The sequence below is a fragment of the Kocuria sp. genome (assembly GCF_030530945.1).
Classification (GTDB): Bacteria; Actinomycetota; Actinomycetes; order Actinomycetales; family Micrococcaceae; genus Kocuria.
Genome location: NZ_JAUMTZ010000020.1, coordinates 1 through 15,847, shown reverse-complemented (window position 1 = coordinate 15,847; position 15,847 = coordinate 1). Strand labels below are relative to the sequence as shown.

The 15,847-nt window shown below is 71.9% G+C and carries 14 protein-coding genes and 1 pseudogene; 9 read left to right on the top strand and 6 right to left on the bottom strand.

Features of this window, described 5'->3' with window-relative positions; all coding sequences use genetic code 11:
• Nucleotides 1–148 precede the first annotated feature (148 nt).
• Together Q4A22_RS11785 and Q4A22_RS11780 are read right to left on the bottom strand one after the other, a co-directional pair.
• Complete coding sequence (locus tag Q4A22_RS11785; protein ID WP_303179710.1) at nucleotides 149–778, bottom strand: hypothetical protein; 630 nt, start codon at nucleotides 776–778, stop codon at nucleotides 149–151.
• 301 nt (nucleotides 779–1,079) lie between these two features.
• Nucleotides 1,080–1,847, bottom strand: coding sequence for a hypothetical protein (locus Q4A22_RS11780; protein WP_303179709.1), 768 nt, complete (start codon nucleotides 1,845–1,847; stop codon nucleotides 1,080–1,082).
• A 179-nt stretch (nucleotides 1,848–2,026) separates the two neighbouring features.
• On the opposite strand from Q4A22_RS11780, the gene Q4A22_RS11775 reads away from it, so the two are divergent.
• Together Q4A22_RS11775 and Q4A22_RS11770 are read left to right on the top strand one after the other, a co-directional pair.
• Nucleotides 2,027–2,500, top strand: coding sequence for a hypothetical protein (locus tag Q4A22_RS11775; RefSeq protein ID WP_303179707.1), 474 nt, complete (start codon nucleotides 2,027–2,029; stop codon nucleotides 2,498–2,500).
• A 29-nt stretch (nucleotides 2,501–2,529) separates the two neighbouring features.
• Nucleotides 2,530–3,381: pseudogene (locus Q4A22_RS11770) on the top strand (aminotransferase class I/II-fold pyridoxal phosphate-dependent enzyme); the annotation flags it as partial.
• A gap of 325 nt (nucleotides 3,382–3,706) precedes the next feature.
• On the opposite strand, the gene Q4A22_RS11765 reads toward Q4A22_RS11770, so the two are convergent.
• Nucleotides 3,707–5,419, bottom strand: a complete 1,713-nt coding sequence (locus Q4A22_RS11765) for a sodium:proton antiporter (RefSeq protein WP_303179706.1) — start codon at nucleotides 5,417–5,419, stop codon at nucleotides 3,707–3,709.
• Nucleotides 5,420–5,491: 72 nt separating this feature from the next.
• On the opposite strand from Q4A22_RS11765, the gene Q4A22_RS11760 reads away from it, so the two are divergent.
• A complete protein-coding gene (locus tag Q4A22_RS11760) occupies nucleotides 5,492–6,496 on the top strand; it encodes a GTP-binding protein (protein WP_303179704.1) in 1,005 nt (334 codons plus the stop codon).
• Between the two features lie 12 nt (nucleotides 6,497–6,508).
• Here the strand turns inward: Q4A22_RS11760 and Q4A22_RS11755 are convergent, their stop codons facing one another.
• Nucleotides 6,509–7,198, bottom strand: a complete 690-nt coding sequence (locus tag Q4A22_RS11755; RefSeq protein ID WP_303179703.1) for a TrkA family potassium uptake protein — start codon at nucleotides 7,196–7,198, stop codon at nucleotides 6,509–6,511.
• 115 nt (nucleotides 7,199–7,313) lie between these two features.
• Nucleotides 7,314–8,753, bottom strand: a complete 1,440-nt coding sequence (locus Q4A22_RS11750; protein ID WP_303179702.1) for a TrkH family potassium uptake protein — start codon at nucleotides 8,751–8,753, stop codon at nucleotides 7,314–7,316.
• 147 nt (nucleotides 8,754–8,900) lie between these two features.
• On the opposite strand from Q4A22_RS11750, the gene gcvH reads away from it, so the two are divergent.
• From gcvH to Q4A22_RS11725, 5 genes are all read left to right on the top strand, one after another.
• Nucleotides 8,901–9,287 (top strand): glycine cleavage system protein GcvH, encoded by a 387-nt coding sequence (gcvH, locus tag Q4A22_RS11745; protein WP_303179701.1) that lies wholly within the window; start codon nucleotides 8,901–8,903, stop codon nucleotides 9,285–9,287.
• A gap of 32 nt (nucleotides 9,288–9,319) precedes the next feature.
• Entirely contained in the window at nucleotides 9,320–9,763 is a 444-nt protein-coding gene (locus Q4A22_RS11740; protein ID WP_303179700.1) for an FHA domain-containing protein, read from the top strand.
• Between the two features lie 8 nt (nucleotides 9,764–9,771).
• Complete coding sequence (locus tag Q4A22_RS11735) at nucleotides 9,772–10,530, top strand: MerR family transcriptional regulator (RefSeq protein WP_303179699.1); 759 nt, start codon at nucleotides 9,772–9,774, stop codon at nucleotides 10,528–10,530.
• Nucleotides 10,527–11,039: a bifunctional nuclease family protein gene (locus Q4A22_RS11730; RefSeq protein WP_303179698.1), complete on the top strand. Its 513-nt coding sequence runs from the start codon at nucleotides 10,527–10,529 to the stop codon at nucleotides 11,037–11,039. Before Q4A22_RS11735 ends, Q4A22_RS11730 begins: the two co-directional genes overlap by 4 nt.
• Nucleotides 11,040–11,271: 232 nt before the next feature.
• Nucleotides 11,272–11,814 (top strand): MerR family transcriptional regulator, encoded by a 543-nt coding sequence (locus Q4A22_RS11725; RefSeq protein ID WP_303179712.1) that lies wholly within the window; start codon nucleotides 11,272–11,274, stop codon nucleotides 11,812–11,814.
• Between the two features lie 29 nt (nucleotides 11,815–11,843).
• On the opposite strand, the gene Q4A22_RS11720 is transcribed toward Q4A22_RS11725, so the two are convergent.
• Nucleotides 11,844–12,680 (bottom strand): ParA family protein, encoded by an 837-nt coding sequence (locus Q4A22_RS11720; RefSeq protein WP_303179697.1) that lies wholly within the window; start codon nucleotides 12,678–12,680, stop codon nucleotides 11,844–11,846.
• 212 nt (nucleotides 12,681–12,892) lie between these two features.
• On the opposite strand from Q4A22_RS11720, the gene Q4A22_RS11715 reads away from it, so the two are divergent.
• Nucleotides 12,893–15,847: pyruvate carboxylase (locus tag Q4A22_RS11715; RefSeq protein ID WP_303179696.1), on the top strand; the 2,955-nt coding region annotated here is incomplete at its 3' end.

Below are 15,847 nucleotides of genomic sequence, written 5' to 3'. Positions count from 1 at the left end.
CGCGCTGTCACGCGGAGACCCCCGGCGCCTCGAAGGGTTCCATCACGTCCACAGGGCCCTGCGGGCGTCGTTCAGGTGCCCTCGTCAGAGATAGTGATGCGCCCCCGCACCAGTCCGGTGCGGGGGCGCTTTCGTCATGCCCCAAGGGCTACGGGGCCGAGGGGCCAGCCACGTCCGCAGTGGCGTCCGGGTCTGCAGCGGGTGCCGCCGCCACGTCGATCCCGTACTCCGTGTAGCAGTACTGGATCGCCCCCGACGTCGCCGTGTTGATGTCCAGCGACTTGCACTGAGCGATGTCCTCAGCCTTCTCGGCCTCCGACTTCTCCGCGGGCTCCTGCTGACCGCCGCCGTAGTTCTTCGGGTCCATCGGGTCCACCCCGCCCGCCCAGTCCCCGAGCTGGTTCGCGGCGCAGTAGTCGATGACCTTCTGCTGCAGGGCGTCCGTGTGCGGCATGGAGGAGCTCCACACGTCGGAGATGCACTGCCCGCCGGTCTGGAAGAACTGCTGCACATCGTCATTGCCGGCGGCAGCCTGCGTCGGCGCGGATGCCTGGGCCGGTGCGGTCTCTGCGGCGCCGGGCGTTTCGGACGGCTCCGAGGCAGGCTCGCTCGACGCGGTCTTGGTGGGGGTGGCGGACCTGGTGGCGCTGGGCGACGCGCTGGTGATGCTCGCGGAAGGACTCGCGGTCTCCTTCGGCGTGTCGCCGCCTCCGCACCCGGTGAGGGTGAGGGCCGCGAGCGTGGCGGGAATGAGCAGAGCGAGAGTGTGGCGGTGCATGGGGGGTCTCCTAGATGGGGGGGTGTGGTGAGTCTAGCTGGGTAGATGCGCCGCTGGCAGGTGTCCACTTACTGTCCACTTTCAGCGGTAATCGTCGGTAATCGGCGGTATGAATGGGAGGGGCCCAGGGGGTGGGACACCGCTCTGACTAGTACCGATAGGGAACTAGCGGTAATCCTCGGTATCCGTCAAGAGGACACGACTGGGGGTCAAGGGGTCGCAGGTTCAAATCCTGTCATCCCGACCGAAAACCCCGGTAGGACGGTTGTCCTACCGGGGTTTTTCCCTTCCTGCCGTGCTCTCACGTGTCCCGCGTGAGCCGCACCCACCCGTCGGACAGCGCGGCCTTGAGCCCGGCCGAGCGGGAGACCGCCGGCAGCGCGCGGTTGAGGCACTCCACGGCGTCGTAGCCCTCGTGGTCCACCCCGGGGAGCACGTGCAGGTGGGTGTCGAAGCCCGCCTCCCGGTAGGCGGCCACGCCCTCCTCGGCGGCACCCATGGCACTCCACTCCGGGGGGTTGGTGGCGCCGTCCACGTCCAGCTCACCCACCCACCAGTGCATGGCGGTGGAGCCGATGCAGGGGCGGGCCTTCTTCTTGTGGGCCACCGGCGCGTTGGCCCCGCCGCCCCCGATGATGACGGCTCCGCCGCCGGTCATGCCCTCCACGCCGCGGTCCAGCAGCTCGTAGGTGATGAACTCCGCGCCGCCGCTGTAGCCCACGAACCAGAGGTTCGAGGCGTCCACATCCGGGTTCTGCGCGACCAGGTGCTCGTGCAGGGCACGGAAGTACCTGCCATTGCCCTTGCAGTCCTCCCACCAGGTGTAGCCGTCCCCGGAGCCGTCCTCGTCCGGGGTGTTCACGGCCACGAACATCAGGTCCCGGGCCTGGGCGGCGATCGCCAGCCGGGCCAGGTCCCCCTCCTCGGGCCAGTTGATCGAGGTGTCGTCCAGGTCCCAGTAGTCGCCGTCGAAGTAGTAGAGGATTCCTGCGGTGCCCGTGTGCCACACGTGGTACCACGAGCTCAGCCCGTTCGGCGCGGTGAAGTCGATGAACGTCTCCGGTGTCATGGTCCCCCCAGGTCGTCGGGTCGTCCTCCCGGGGCCTGGCGCGCTCCGGGGCACCTCCAGTATGGCCCGCCCGGCGGCGTCGTGCGCCGGAACCGCTACCCGCTCGGGTGTGGCCTCCTCGCCCGCGGGGTGCTTGGCTGGGACCACCGACAGCCGCACATCCGGAAAGAGGCAGAACCATGAGCAGCGTGATCACCACCTACCTGCAGGACCACCACGCCGGATCGGCCGCGGGGGTGGACGCGTTCCGCCGCGTGGCCGAGTTCCACGGGGACGAGACGGTGCGCGGGAAGGTGGGAAGGCTGGCCCGGGAGGTCGAGCAGGACCAGGCCGCGCTGGAGCGGATCATGGCCGCCGTGGACGTGAAGCCCGCCCCGCTGAAGGACCTCCCGGCGAAAGCCGCGGAGAAAGCGGCTCGGCTGAAGCCGAACGAACGCCTGAACCGGCGCTCGCCGCTGTCCGACATCGAGGAGCTGGAAGCCCTGGTGGCCGCCGTCCACGCCAAGGGTCTCGGCTGGCGCTTGCTCCTGGAGGCCCCGGACGAGAGGCTGGACAAGCAGATGCTCCGGGACCTGCACGCGCGCGCCCTGGAGCAGGAGGAGACGCTGGAGCGGCTGCGGCTCGGACAGGCGGTCAAGCTCACGCGCTCCTGACGTCCGCCGCGCGCCCGGAAGGAGCCCCCATGACCACCGCCGACCAGATGCCCTCCCTGCGCCGCCGCACGAGCACCAAGTGGCGCAGCTACGGGGAGGACGTCCTGCCCATGTTCATCGCGGAGATGGACTTCCCCACGCCGCCCGCCGTGAAGGGCGCGCTGGAGGCCGCGATCGCGAACAGTGACACCGGCTACGCCGCCACCGAGGACCGGGGCGCGGCGCGGGCGTACGCGGAGTTCGCGGCGGCGCGCTGGGGCTGGCGTCCGGACCCGGAGCGGATCGCCTACACCACGGACGTCACGGTGGTGGTCGTGGAGTCCCTGCGCCGGCTCGTCCGTCCCGGTGACGGCGTGGTCATCACACCGCCGGTGTACGCCCCGTTCTACGCGCTGGTCGAGGAGGCCGGTGGTCACCCCGTGGAGGTGCCCCTGCGGGACGACGGCGCCGCGTACCACCTGGATCTCGCGGGCATCGACGCCGCCCTGGCCACCGGGGCACGCACCGTGCTGCTGTGCAACCCGCACAACCCGCTGGGCCTGGTGCACACCCGGGAGGAGCTGGCCGAGCTGGCGGAGATCGTGGAGCGCCACGGCGCGCACGTGGTGAGCGACGAGATCCACGCGCCGCTGACCCACCACGGCGTGCGCTTCACCCCGTACCTCTCGGTGTCCCCGGCCGCGCGACACCACGGGGTGGCGGCCGCGTCCGGGAGCAAGGCGTTCAACCTGGCGGGGCTCAAGGCCGCGATGTTCGTGGTGGACTCCGAGCCCATGGCCGAGTGGCTCCGGAGAGTGCCGGACGCCGTGTCCTACCGCACGGGGATCATGGGTCTGCTGGCCACCCGCGAGGGGTTCCTGCACTGCACGGACTGGCTGGACGACACCATCGCGGCCATCGAGGAGAACATCGCGCTGCTGGAGCACCAGCTCGCCGGGAAGCTGCCCGCGGTCACGGCCCGGCGGGGCGGGGCCACCTACCTGGCGTGGCTCGACATGCGCGCCCTGGGGTGGGGGGGACGATCCCGCCGCGCACGCGCTGGAGCACGCACGGGTGGCGCTGTCCAGCGGCCCCACGTTCGGTGCCGGTGGCGCGGGATTCGCCCGCATGAACCTGGCCTGCGCCCCGGAGACCGTGGTGGAGGCCGTGGACCGGCTCAGCGCCGCCGCGCGCGCGAACTGAGCCGCGGTTCGTCCGTCGGCGCGCTCAGTCCACCATCAGGTCCCGCTTGTCCAGGAACTGCTGGGCGGCCTCGATGGTCTGCGAGCGGTACACCCCGGAGGCCTGGGCGTCCAGGAGGGCGTCCTGCTGGGCCTCCAGGAGCTTGCGCTGCAGCTCCTGCTGCTCCTGCCGGCCGGTGGTCCAGAGCTCCATGGTCTCCGGGGACACCGTCTCGGGGATCCTGTGGATGCGCTGCCGCGCCTCCTCCAGCAGCTGGGGGCTGAACTGCTCGCCGTCGTTGCGGTGCAGGGTGGGGGACTCCAGCAGGTCCTGGGAGGCGTCCGTGAGGGAGTTGACGAGGCGCGAGAGCTCCCGCCGCATCTCCTCCTCGTCGGTGCCGCGGATCCCCAGGACACGGATGAGCAGGGGAAGGGTCCCGCCCTGCACCACGAGCGTCACCACCGCCACCGTGAACGCGATCAGGATCAGCTGCGGCCGGTAGGGCAGGTCCTCGGGCAGCGTCTGGGCGGCGGCGACGGTCACGACGCCGCGCATCCCGGACCAGGCCAGCACGAACCCGCCGCGGCGCCCGATCCCCTCGGTGCGCACGAAGGAGGCGTCCGCCTTGCGCCGGGTCAGTTTCCGGCGGATGCCGTTGACCCGCTTCTCCGTCATCCGGGGGTCGTCCGCGAACTGCTCCACGGCGTCGTCGAAGCGCTGGGAGACGTCGTCCAGGCGCTGCGACTGAGCGGCGGCCCGGCGCTGCTGCCGTGACATCACCACGATCATGGGGGCCACGAACAGGAACCGCACCACGAACAGCACCACCGTGGCGAGCAGCCCGAACCACAGGGCACCGCCCACGCTCTGGTGCGCCTGCCGCACCTCGTCCACGATCACCGCGATCTGCAGCCCCAGGACCAGGAACACACCGTGCTCCAGCAGCAGCAGCACGGTGCGCCAGTTGGTGCGCTCGCTCACCCGGGCCTGGGACGAGAGCTGGCGCGGAGCCGAGATCCCGGTGACGAGACCCGCCACGACCACGGAGAGCACCCCGGAGGCACCCATGTGCTCGGCGGGCATGAACGCGATGAACGGCACCACCAGGGAGATGGCCGTGCTGGTCACGGGCTGCTCCAGGCGGGCACGGATGCGGATGGACACCCACCCCACCACCATGCCCACGAGCACCGCCACCACCACGGCGTACGCGAAGTCCGCGAGCACCCCGCCCACGCTGATGGCGCCGGAGGTGGCCACCACGGCGGAGCGGAGCATCACCAGGGCCGTGGCGTCGTTGACGAGTCCCTCGCCCTCCAGGATGGTGACCAGCCGGCTGGGCAGCCCCAGCCGCTTGCCGATCGAGGTGGCGGCCACCGCGTCCGGGGGACTGACCACGGCGCCCAGCGCCACGGCCGCGGCGAAGTTCAGGTCCGGCAGCAGCCACCAGATCAGCGCGCCCACCACGAACGCGGAGACCACCACGAGCACCACGGACAGCGCGGTGATGGAGCCCAGGTTCCTGCGGAAGTCCGTGGCGGGCATGCTCACCGCCGCCGCGTAGAGCAGCAGGGGCAGCACCACGGCCAGGATGATCTCCGGGTCCATCGTGACGGTGGGCACGCCGGGAACCAGGCTCAGCCCCACCCCCACGACCACGAGCAGGATCGGGGCGGCCACCCCCACCCGGTCCGAGATGCTCGTGACCGCCACCACGACGATCACCGCCGCCACGGCGAGAAGGGTCAGTTCGTCCACGGGACCTCCTGTTGCGAGAATTGCCCCGAGTGTATCCGCGGCCCGTCGGGCACCATGACAGGAGGGATTCCCATGCCCCGCACCGTTCCCGTGCTGATCCTCACCGGCTACCTCGGGGCCGGCAAGACCACGGTGCTCAACCACTTCCTGGCCACCGGCCACGCCCGGATCGGGGTGGTCGTCAACGACTTCGGGGACGTGGACGTGGACGCCGGGCTGGTCGCGGGGCAGGTTGCGGAGCCCGTCTCGATCGCCGGCGGGTGCCTGTGCTGCCTGGAGGACCCCCGCCAGCTGGACGACGCCCTGCGTGCGCTGTCCCGGCCGGAGCTCGAGCTGGACGCCGTCGTCGTGGAGGGCTCCGGGATCGCCGAGCCGCCGGGGCTCATCCAGCTGGTCCTGGGCAGCGGCGTCCCCGCGGTGCGCTTCGGCGGGCTCGTGGAGGTGGTGGACGCCGCCCACGTCCCCCTCGCGGAGTCGGGCGGCTGGGACCTGGAGCAGCACGTGAAGGCCGCGGCCGTGGTGCTCCTGACCAAGACCGACCTGGCGGAGCCCGGCACCCTGGCGCGGCTGCGCGATCGGGTGGCCCGCGCCAACCCCCACGCCACGGTGCTCGATGCGCCCCACGGTGCGGTGGACCCCCGGCTGTTCTTCGACGCCGCCGAGCACACCGTCCCCGCGGGCGGGCAGCTGCCCCTGTGGGAGTTCGGGACGTCGGCGGAGCACCACCGTGAGCACCACGTGCACCACCGGGCCACCACCCTGGAGGTTCCCGCTCCGGTGGACCCCGCGGCGCTCGCGGACCTGCTGGAGGACCCGCCCGCCCAGGTGCACCGGATCAAGGCCGTGGTGGACGTGCGCACCACCCGCGGGCTGCGGCGCTTCGTGGCCCACTCGGTCGCTGGCTGGGTGAGCGTCTCCCGGGCGCGGCGGGCCGCCGAGGAGCCCGCGCGCTCGGTCGTGGTGGCCATTGGCCCGGACGCCGCCGCGGCGCCCCCCGAGCTGGGGTCCCTCGTGGGCGCGGCGGAGCAGGTGCCGGTCACGGCCCGCGAGCTGCGCCGGCTCACCCGGTTCCTGTGAGAGTGGCCGTGCTCAGGTGAGGTTCGAGAAGCGCTCGACCTTCCGGGTGGGCCCGGTGACCAGGATCTGGTCGTCGTCGTAGAGCATGGTCCCCGGCTCGATCGGCTCCCACTGGCCCCCGGGCCGGCAGACAGCCACCACCGACACGCCCAGGCGCTGGCGCACGTTCAGCAGGTCCATGGGCCGCTGCTGGATGGGCTCGGGCGGGGTGCACCGCACCAGGGCGTAGCCGTCGTCGATGGGCACGAAGTCCAGGATCCGGTGCTGGATCAGGTGGGCGGCGCGGGTGCCCATGTCGCTCTCGGGGTTGACCACGTGCTGGACCCCGAGCTGCGTGAGGATCTCCGCGTGCGGATCGGTGATGGCCTTGGCCCAGATGGCGGGGCAGCCGAACTTCACCAGCCGGGACGCGGTGAGGATGCTGGCCTGGATGTCCGAGCCGATGCCCACCACGGCGCGGTCGAACTCGTCCACGGACAGCTCCCGCAGCACCTCCTCGTCCGTGGCGTCCGCCCGCACCACCGAGGTCAGCCGGCCGTTGAAGCGCTGCACGGTGGCCTCGCTGTGGTCCACGCCGAGCACGTCCGTGCCGTTGCGCATCAGCTCCAGGGCCAGGGCGCCGCCGAAGCGGCCCAGGCCGATCACGGCCACGGCGTTGGACATGCCCCCTCGCGGGGAGTCGGTGGGATGGGATCCGAACATGGGAGTTCCTTCACTGCTCGTGCCGCCGGGTGCGGCGGGCGGATGGACCGGAGGGGGTGCGTTGGGCGACGACGCCGCGGGGCTGGGCGGGCGGCGTCGTCGCCCCGGGGGGGGGTCAGCCGATCAGCGGCCGCTCCTTGGGCAGCTCGTAGGTGGGAGGGCGGCGGCCGAAGGCGATCGCGGCGGCGACGGTCACGGGCCCGAGGCGGCCCATGAACATCAGGGCGATGAGCACGCACTGCGCGAACGGGGCGAGCGTGGGGGTGATCCCGGTGCTCAGGCCCACGGTGGCGAACGCCGAGACGGCCTCGTACAGCACACGGTCCAGGCCCAGGGTGGTGTCCGTGAGCATGATCAGCATGGCCCCGCCGATCACCGCCCCGGTGGCGAGGACCACCACGGTGATGGCCTCGCGCTGCACCGAGCGGGAGAGCTGCTTGCCGAGCACCGGGACGGCCGCTCCGCCGCGGATCTCCGTGAGGGCCACGAAGAACAGCACGCCGAACGTGGTGACCTTCAGACCACCGGCGGTGCCCGCGGGCCCGCCGCCGATGAACATGAGGATGTCCATGCCCAGCCAGGACACAGGGTGCATGTGGGAGATGTCGATGCTGTTGAAGCCCGCGGTGCGCGAGATCGTGGACTGGAAGAAAGCGTTGAGCAGCTTCACCGGCGCCGGCTGCGGGCCCAGGGTCGCGGGGTTGTTCCACTCCAGCACGAGCAGGAACACCGTGCCGCCCGCCAGCAGCACGGGAGTGGCCAGCAGCACCAGGCGGGTGTTCATGGACCACCGGCGGGGCAGCCGGATGTGGCGGCGCAGCTCGTACAGCACGGGGAAGCCCAGCCCGCCCAGGATCACGCAGGCGGACAGGGTCAGCAGCACCACGGGGTCCGCGGCGAAGTCCACCACGTTGAGGGAGTACAGCGCGAAACCCGCGTTGTTGAACGCGGAGACGGCGTGGAACGCGCCGTGGGCGATCGCGGTGGCCGGCGGGTAGTGGTAGTGGCCCCAGAACCACAGGGAGAGGACGGTGGCCGCGGTGGTCTCGATGACGGCCGTGGTGGCCACGATCCTCCCCACCACCTCGCGGGCACCGCCGCGGGACTTGGTCTCGGCGCTGGCCAGCAGGCGGGTGGAGAGCCCGAACTTCCGGGCCAGCAGGATCCCGAGCATGGTCGTGAACGTCATGACGCCCAGCCCGCCCACCTGGATGAGGCAGATGATCACCACCTGGCCGAACGTGGTCCAGTAGGTGGCGGTGTCCACCGTGACCAGACCGGTCACGCACAGGGAGGAGGTCGCTGTGAACGCCGCGGTGAGCACGTCGGTGCCCCCCGGGGCCACCGTGGCCAGGGGGAGCATGAGCAGCCCCGTGCCGGCGGCCAGCGCCAGCAGGAAGGCTCCGACGATGAGCCGGGCCGAGCGCGCGGGAGTGAGCTCGTGGAGGTGGAAGGGGTCCGGCCTGGAAGACACCATGGGCACGGTGCGGCGGATCTTGGACCCGTGCGTGCGCGCGCGGATCGTGGCCTGACGGAAAGCCTCGGTGATGGGCACCGGGCAAAGGTACACCCCGCGGCATCCCGCTCCCGAGCGCCCGGCGGTGCACCCGGTGGCCGCGGTGGAAGATGACGGCACCCGTGCGCCGTTGCGATTCGGCGTGTGATGCGCGTTACGGACTGCCGGTGCCCTAAACTGACCGGCATGACCAACATTCCCGCGGAACTCGCGTACACCGAAGAGCACGAGTGGGTCCAGGACCTCTCCGAGGACAGCACCTACCGGGTGGGCATCACCGACCACGCCCAGAACGAGCTGGGAGAGGTCGTCTTCGTCCAGCTCCCGCAGGTCGGGGACACCACCACGGCCGGGGACGTCGTGGGCGAGATCGAGTCCACCAAGTCGGTGAGCGACCTCTTCGCCCCCGTCTCCGGTGAGATCGTGGCCGTCAACGAGGACCTCGAGGACAACCCCGGGCTGCTCAACGAGGACCCGTACCAGGCCGGGTGGCTGTTCACCGTGCGCGTGGACTCCGCCGAGGCCACGGCCCAGCTGCTGGACGCCCAGGCGTACAAGCAGCTGATCGACTGACGACCCAGCGTTGCGTGAGGTGAGGGGATCCCATGTCTGACCAGAAGAAGAACGGCGCCCAGTCGGGTCCCGAGACCACGTCCATCCAGATCGTCGCGGGTGTGCTCTCCACCGCCGCGCACCACAAGCTCACGGAGGGTGAGCAGAACGCCGTGGCCGCGCTGCCCCCCGGCTCCGCGCTGCTGCTCGAGACCCACGGCGGTCTGACCGGGGCGCGGTTCCTGCTGGACCGGGACGAGGTCGTGGCCGGGCGCCACCCCGCGTGCTCGGTGTTCCTGGACGACGTCACCGTGTCCCGGCGCCACGCGGAGTTCCTCCGCCGCGGCACCACATTCGAGGTCGTGGACCACGCCTCGCTCAACGGCACGTACGTGAACAGCGACCGCGTCAGCAGCAAGGTGCTCGAGAACGGTGACGAGGTGCAGATCGGCAAGTTCCGCTTCACCTTCTACCACTCGGTCCAGAGCGGGGCCTGACGCCCTCCATGTCGGACACCGAAGAACCGCGGTCGGCGCGGCTGGGCATCGGTGCCCTGCTGCGCCGGCTGCAGCCGCAGTTCCCGGACCTCACGGCCTCCAAGGTGCGCTTCCTGGAGGACCAGGGCCTTGTGCACCCGCACCGCACGGCCTCGGGGTACCGCAAGTACTCGGACGCGGACGTGGAGCGCCTGGCCACGGTGCTGGAGCTGCAGCATGAGCGCTACCTGCCTTTGCGGGTCATCCGTGAGCGCCTGGACCGCGGGGAGGACCCCGCCCAGGGTGCCGAGCGGCAGGAGCGTGAGCAGCCCGCCGTCGACGCCGCCGCGGGCGCGGCCCCCGAGGGAGACCCGGAGGCCGTCTCACGGGCGCGGTACTCCCTGCGGGAGCTGGCCGCGCGCTCGGGCACCGATGTCTCCCTGCTGCGGGAGCTGCTGACCCACGGCCTGCTCGTGGAGCGTGAGGGTGCCTTCGACGAGCACGCCCTCACGGTGGCTGTGGCCGCGGGCAGGCTCGGCGGCTACGGCATCGAGCCCCGCCACCTGCGGGTCCTGCGGGGTGCCGCGGAACGCGTGGTGGCACTGGTGGAGGGCAGCATCTCGCCCCTGCGCACCAGGCGGGACCCCGCCACCCGGCAGAAGGCCGTGGAGCGCGCGCGGGAGATCGCCTCACTGTGCCTGACCGTAATGTCGGCCGCGGTGCACACGCGGGTGGACGACACCGTCCGCTCGTTCGGCCCCCAGGACGCGGAGAGGAACGGCAGATGAGCGGGGACGTCCGCATGGAGATCGCCGGGGTGCGCATGGACGTGCCCACCGGTCAGCCCGTGGTGGTGCTGCGGGAGCTCGACGGTCCACGGCGGCTGCCCATCTGGGTGGGCACCAACGAGGCCACCTCGATCGTCTTCGCCCTGCAGGGGATCCGGCCGCCCCGCCCCCTCACGCACGACCTTCTGCTGTCGGTGGTGGAGAAGCTCGGGCGCAGCGTCACGGGCGTGGTGGTGCACACGGTGGAGGACACGGTGTTCCACGCCGCGGTCTCCCTGGACGACGGCACCGTGGTGGATGCCCGCGCCTCCGACGCCCTGGCCCTGGCCGTGCGCACCGGGTGCCCCGTGACGTGTGCCGCGTCCGTGCTGGACCAGGCCGGGCTGGTGCTCAGCGGGGACGGCGAGCTGCGCGAGCAGGCTCCCGAGACTCCCCGGGAGGCGGAGGCCCAGGTGCGGGAGTTCCGGGACTTCCTGGACCAGGTGGACCCGGAGGACTTCCAGTCCTGAACCGGCTGCGGGGGATTCCGTGCGGCGCGCGCACGACACGGACCCGCGCGCGGCAATGTCTTTGACCCGCCTCCCCCCGGGGTTTACCGTCAGGGAAGCATCACCCACACGGTGGGTCACGGTGGAGCGGCCCGCTCCGCCCCACGCACGAGGAGGACGCTTGAGCAACCCGGAGCTGCCGCTGGACGCGGCGCGCCTGCGTGCCTCTTCGCTCGCGGGCGGCACGCAGGAGATGCTGTTCACCGACGACCTCACGGGGATCGACGAGACCGTGGGCTTCCGCGGCCCCACCGCGTGCAAGGCCGCCGGGATCACCTACCGTCAGCTGGACTACTGGGCCCGCACCGGGCTGGTCTCACCCACCGTGCGCGGGGCCAAGGGATCCGGCTCCCAGCGGCTCTACAGTTTTCGCGACATCCTGGTGCTCAAGGTGGTCAAGCGTCTCCTCGACACCGGGGTCTCCCTGCAGCAGATCCGCTCCGCCGTGGGCGCCCTGCAGCTGCGCGGCATCGACGACCTCACCCGCCTCACCCTGATGTCCGACGGCGCCAGCGTCTACGAGTGCACGTCCCCGAACGAGGTCATCGACCTGGTCCAGGGCGGGCAGGGTGTCTTCGGCATCGCGGTGGGCCGGGTGTGGCGCGAGGTCGAGGCCACGCTGTCCGCCATGCCCGCCGAGCACACCGCACTCGACGCCGCCGCGGAGCCGGCGCCCTTCCCCGAGGACGAGCTCTCGGCGCGCCGCGCCCGCCGCCACAAGAAGAACGCGGTCTGACACGTCTCCCACCCGCTCCGCACCGGGGCTCAGCGCGTGAGGCCCCGCAGGATGGCGCCGAAGCGCTCCGCGAGCTCCGCGGCCTCGGCCCCCGGCCAGCGGTGCACCGGCCACGCCGCACCCTGCGCCTGCTGCATCACGGGCGCCTCGGGCAGCACGGGCTCCACCACGAGTGCACCGAACAGCTCCCGCAGCTCGCCCAGCCGGTGCCGCTGCTCCGGGGAGGAGTCGCGGACCCTGTTGACCACCACCCCGGCCTCCGGCACGGCCCAGGTGCGGGAGGCCTCGAACTGCGCCAGTGCGCTCATGGTGCGCTTGGTCCCGGCCACCGAGAAGAGTGAGGGCTCCGCCACGGAGAGCACCTTGTGGGAGGCAGCCCACGCCATGCGGGTCAGCGCACTGAGCGTGGGCGGGCAGTCCACGAGCACCAGCTCGTAGCGGTCCAGCCCGCGCAGGGCCGTCTCCAGCCGCTTGAGGTCGCGGGGGCGGAACGCGGCGTGGTCCAGGTGCGAGGAGGCCGCCGAGCCCGGAGCCACGTCCAGCACGGGTCGGGACGGCCGGCGGGCGTCGTCGGGGGCCCACTGCCGGGTGGCCGAGCCCGCGGACTCCGGGGTGATGGGGTGGCGGGTCCAGGGCGAGGCGGTGGCCACGGCGCCCAGGGCACCCCTGCGGGGCCGCCGCAGCACCGCGCCCACCTCGTGACCCTCACGGGCGTGGACCCCGAGGGCCGTGGAGGCGTCCCCGTGGGGGTCCAGGTCCACCACCAGGGTGGGGATCCCGGCGTCCAGCGCCGCGGAGGCGAGACCGAGAACCACGGAGGACTTGCCCACCCCACCCTTGAGGCTGCTGATGCTGACGATCTGCACGGATCACCCTTCTGTCACCTGAAGTGGGGGCGGGGCGCCGCCCGACTCCATGCTAATGGGTGGGATCCGGGGCATTGTGTCCCCCGACATGGGTGCATGACACGTGAGCAGGAGGTCCTGGGGTGAGGCGGCGCTCACGTATGCTGGCCCCGGCACACACTTCCTCACCAGCCCGCGGCGTCCGCTCGGTCCCGTGTGCGGAAAAGGTACTCATGTTCTCCAAGATTCTGGTGGCCAACCGCGGCGAGATCGCCATCCGCGCCTTCCGCGCCGCATACGAGCTCGGTGCCGGGACGGTGGCCGTCTTCCCCCACGAGGACCGCAACAACATCCACCGGCAGAAGGCTGACGAGGCGTACCAGATCGGGGAGGAGGGCCACCCCGTCCGCGCCTACCTGGACGTCCAGGAGATCATCCGTGTGGCCAAGGAGTCCGGTGCGGACGCCATCTACCCCGGCTACGGCTTCCTGTCCGAGAACCCGGAGCTCGCGCGCGCCGCGGCCGCCGAGGGCATCACCTTCGTGGGCCCCCGAGCGGAGATCCTGGAGCTGGCCGGCAACAAGGTGGCGGCCCTGCGGGCCGCCCGCCGCGCGGGGATCCCCACCCTGGACTCCTCGGACCCGTCCTCGGACAAGGACACCCTGATCGCGGCCGCGGAGAAGATCGGCTACCCGGTGTTCGTCAAGGCCGTCGCGGGCGGCGGCGGGCGCGGGATGCGCCGCGTGGAGAGCCCGGAGCAGCTGCCCGGCGCCCTGGACGCCGCGATGCGCGAGGCCGACACCGCCTTCGGTGACCCCACCGTGTTCATCGAGCAGGCCGTGCTGCGCCCGCGCCACATCGAGGTCCAGATCCTCGCGGACAACGACGGCAACATCGTCCACCTCTTCGAGCGCGACTGCTCCCTGCAGCGCCGCCACCAGAAGGTCGTGGAGATCGCCCCCGCCCCCCACCTGGACGAGGAGATCCGCGACGCCCTGCACCGCGACGCCGTGAAGTTCGCCAGGGAGCTCGGCTACGTGAACGCCGGGACCGTGGAGTTCCTGGTGGACACAGCCGGGGACCGTGCCGGGCAGCACGTGTTCATCGAGATGAACCCGCGCATCCAGGTGGAGCACACCGTGACCGAGGAGATAACGGACGTGGACCTGGTCCAGTCCCAGCTGCGCATCGCCGCGGGGGAGACCCTGGAGGACCTGGGCATCCGCCAGGACGAGCTGCAGGTGCGCGGCGCGGCTCTGCAGTGCCGCATCACCACCGAGGACCCCGCCAACGACTTCCGCCCGGACGTGGGCAAGGTCTCCGCGTACCGCTCCGCGGGCGGCGCGGGTGTGCGCCTGGACGGCGGCACCCTCTACGCGGGGGCGGAGATCTCCCCGCACTTCGACTCGATGCTCGTGAAGCTCACGTGCCGCGGCCGCGACTACCCCACGGCCGTGCTGCGGGCCCGGCGCGCGCTCGCGGAGTTCCGCATCCGCGGCATCGCCACCAACATCCAGTTCCTGCAGGCCGTGCTGCACAACCCGGACTTCCTGGCCGGGGACGTGGCCACGGACTTCATCGAGAACCACCCGGACCTGCTCAAGGGCAGGGGCTCGGCGGACCGCGGGACCCGGGCGCTGAACTACCTGGCGAACGTCACGGTGAACAAGCCCAACGGCGAGCGGGTGGACGGCATCGACCCGCGCGACAAGCTGCCGCACTACCCGGGGGACAAGCGGGACGAGCCCTACCGCAGCCCCTTCGACGGCCCCTCCACGCACGAGGTTCCCGCCGGGTGGCGCCAGGTGCTGCAGGAGAAGGGCCCCGAGGGCTTCGCCCGGGCGCTGCGCGAGTACGAGCCGCTGGCCGTGACCTCCACGACGTTCCGGGACGCGCACCAGTCGCTGCTCGCCACCCGTGTGCGCACCCGTGACCTGCTCGCGGCGGCCCCGGCCTACGCCCACCTGCTGCCGGGTCTGCTCTCGGTCGAGGCGTGGGGCGGCGCCACGTACGACGTCGCGCTGCGCTTTCTGGGGGAGGACCCCTGGGAGCGGCTGCGGCTGCTGCGCGAGGCCATGCCCAACATCCCCATCCAGATGCTGCTGCGCGGTCGCAACACCGTGGGCTACACCCCGTACCCCGTGGAGGTCACCAACGCGTTCGTGGCCGAGGCCGCGGAGACCGGCGTGGACATCTTCCGGATCTTCGACGCGCTCAACGACGTGGAGCAGATGCGCCCCGCGATCGAGGCGGTGCGCGCCACCGGCACGGCGGTCGCAGAGGTGGCCCTGTGCTACACGGGCAACCTGCTGGACCCGGACGAGACCGTGTACACGCTGGACTACTACCTGGACCTCGCGCAGCAGTGCGTGGACGCCGGGGCCCACGTGCTGGCGATCAAGGACATGGCGGGGCTGCTGCGCCCGGAGGCCGCCCGACGTCTGGTGAGCGCGCTGCGGGAACGCTTCGACCTCCCGCTGCACCTGCACACCCACGACACCGCGGGCGGTCAGCTGGCCACCCTGCTGGCGGCCTCCGAGGCCGGGGTGGACGCGGTGGACGCCGCGGCGGCGTCGATGGCCGGGACCACCTCCCAGGTCTCGGCCTCGGCGCTGGTGGCCGCGCTGGAGAACACCCCGCGGGACACGCGGCTGGACCTGGACGTGGTCAGCGACATGGAGCCCTACTGGGAGGTGGTGCGCTCCATCTACAAGCCCTTCGAGTCGGGGCTGACCGGGCCCACGGGCCGCGTGTACCGCCACGAGATCCCGGGCGGGCAGCTCTCCAACCTGCGCCAGCAGGCGATCGCGCTGGGTCTCGGCGAGAAGTTCGAGGCGATCGAGGACATGTACCACGCCGCGGACCGCATGCTGGGGCACCTGGTCAAGGTCACGCCGTCGTCCAAGGTGGTGGGGGACCTCGCCCTGCAGCTGGTGGGCATGGACGTGGACCCGGCCGAGTTCGAGGCGGACCCCGGCAGGTTCGACATCCCGGCCTCGGTGGTCAACTTCCTCGCGGGCGAGCTCGGCACACCGCCCGCCGGCTGGCCGGAGCCCTTCCGCACCAAGGCCCTGGAGGGCCGCGACGTGAAGCTCGCGGACGAGAAGCTCAGCGCCGAGGAGCGGGCGCCCCACCAGCCGCGCGGCGGCGCCCGCCCCGCCACCCGGAACCGGCTGCGGGTCCGCGGC

Coding starts and splice junctions, on each gene's coding strand:
- Q4A22_RS11785 (WP_303179710.1), bottom strand. CDS start 778: ATGCACCGCCACACTCTCGCTCTGCTCATTCCCGCCACGCTCGCGGCC.
- Q4A22_RS11760 (WP_303179704.1), top strand. CDS start 5,492: ATGCCCCGCACCGTTCCCGTGCTGATCCTCACCGGCTACCTCGGGGCC.
- Q4A22_RS11755 (WP_303179703.1), bottom strand. CDS start 7,198: ATGTTCGGATCCCATCCCACCGACTCCCCGCGAGGGGGCATGTCCAAC.
- Q4A22_RS11775 (WP_303179707.1), top strand. CDS start 2,027: ATGAGCAGCGTGATCACCACCTACCTGCAGGACCACCACGCCGGATCG.
- gcvH (WP_303179701.1), top strand. CDS start 8,901: ATGACCAACATTCCCGCGGAACTCGCGTACACCGAAGAGCACGAGTGG.
- Q4A22_RS11740 (WP_303179700.1), top strand. CDS start 9,320: ATGTCTGACCAGAAGAAGAACGGCGCCCAGTCGGGTCCCGAGACCACG.
- Q4A22_RS11735 (WP_303179699.1), top strand. CDS start 9,772: ATGTCGGACACCGAAGAACCGCGGTCGGCGCGGCTGGGCATCGGTGCC.
- Q4A22_RS11725 (WP_303179712.1), top strand. CDS start 11,272: ATGCTGTTCACCGACGACCTCACGGGGATCGACGAGACCGTGGGCTTC.
- Q4A22_RS11730 (WP_303179698.1), top strand. CDS start 10,527: ATGAGCGGGGACGTCCGCATGGAGATCGCCGGGGTGCGCATGGACGTG.
- Q4A22_RS11780 (WP_303179709.1), bottom strand. CDS start 1,847: ATGACACCGGAGACGTTCATCGACTTCACCGCGCCGAACGGGCTGAGC.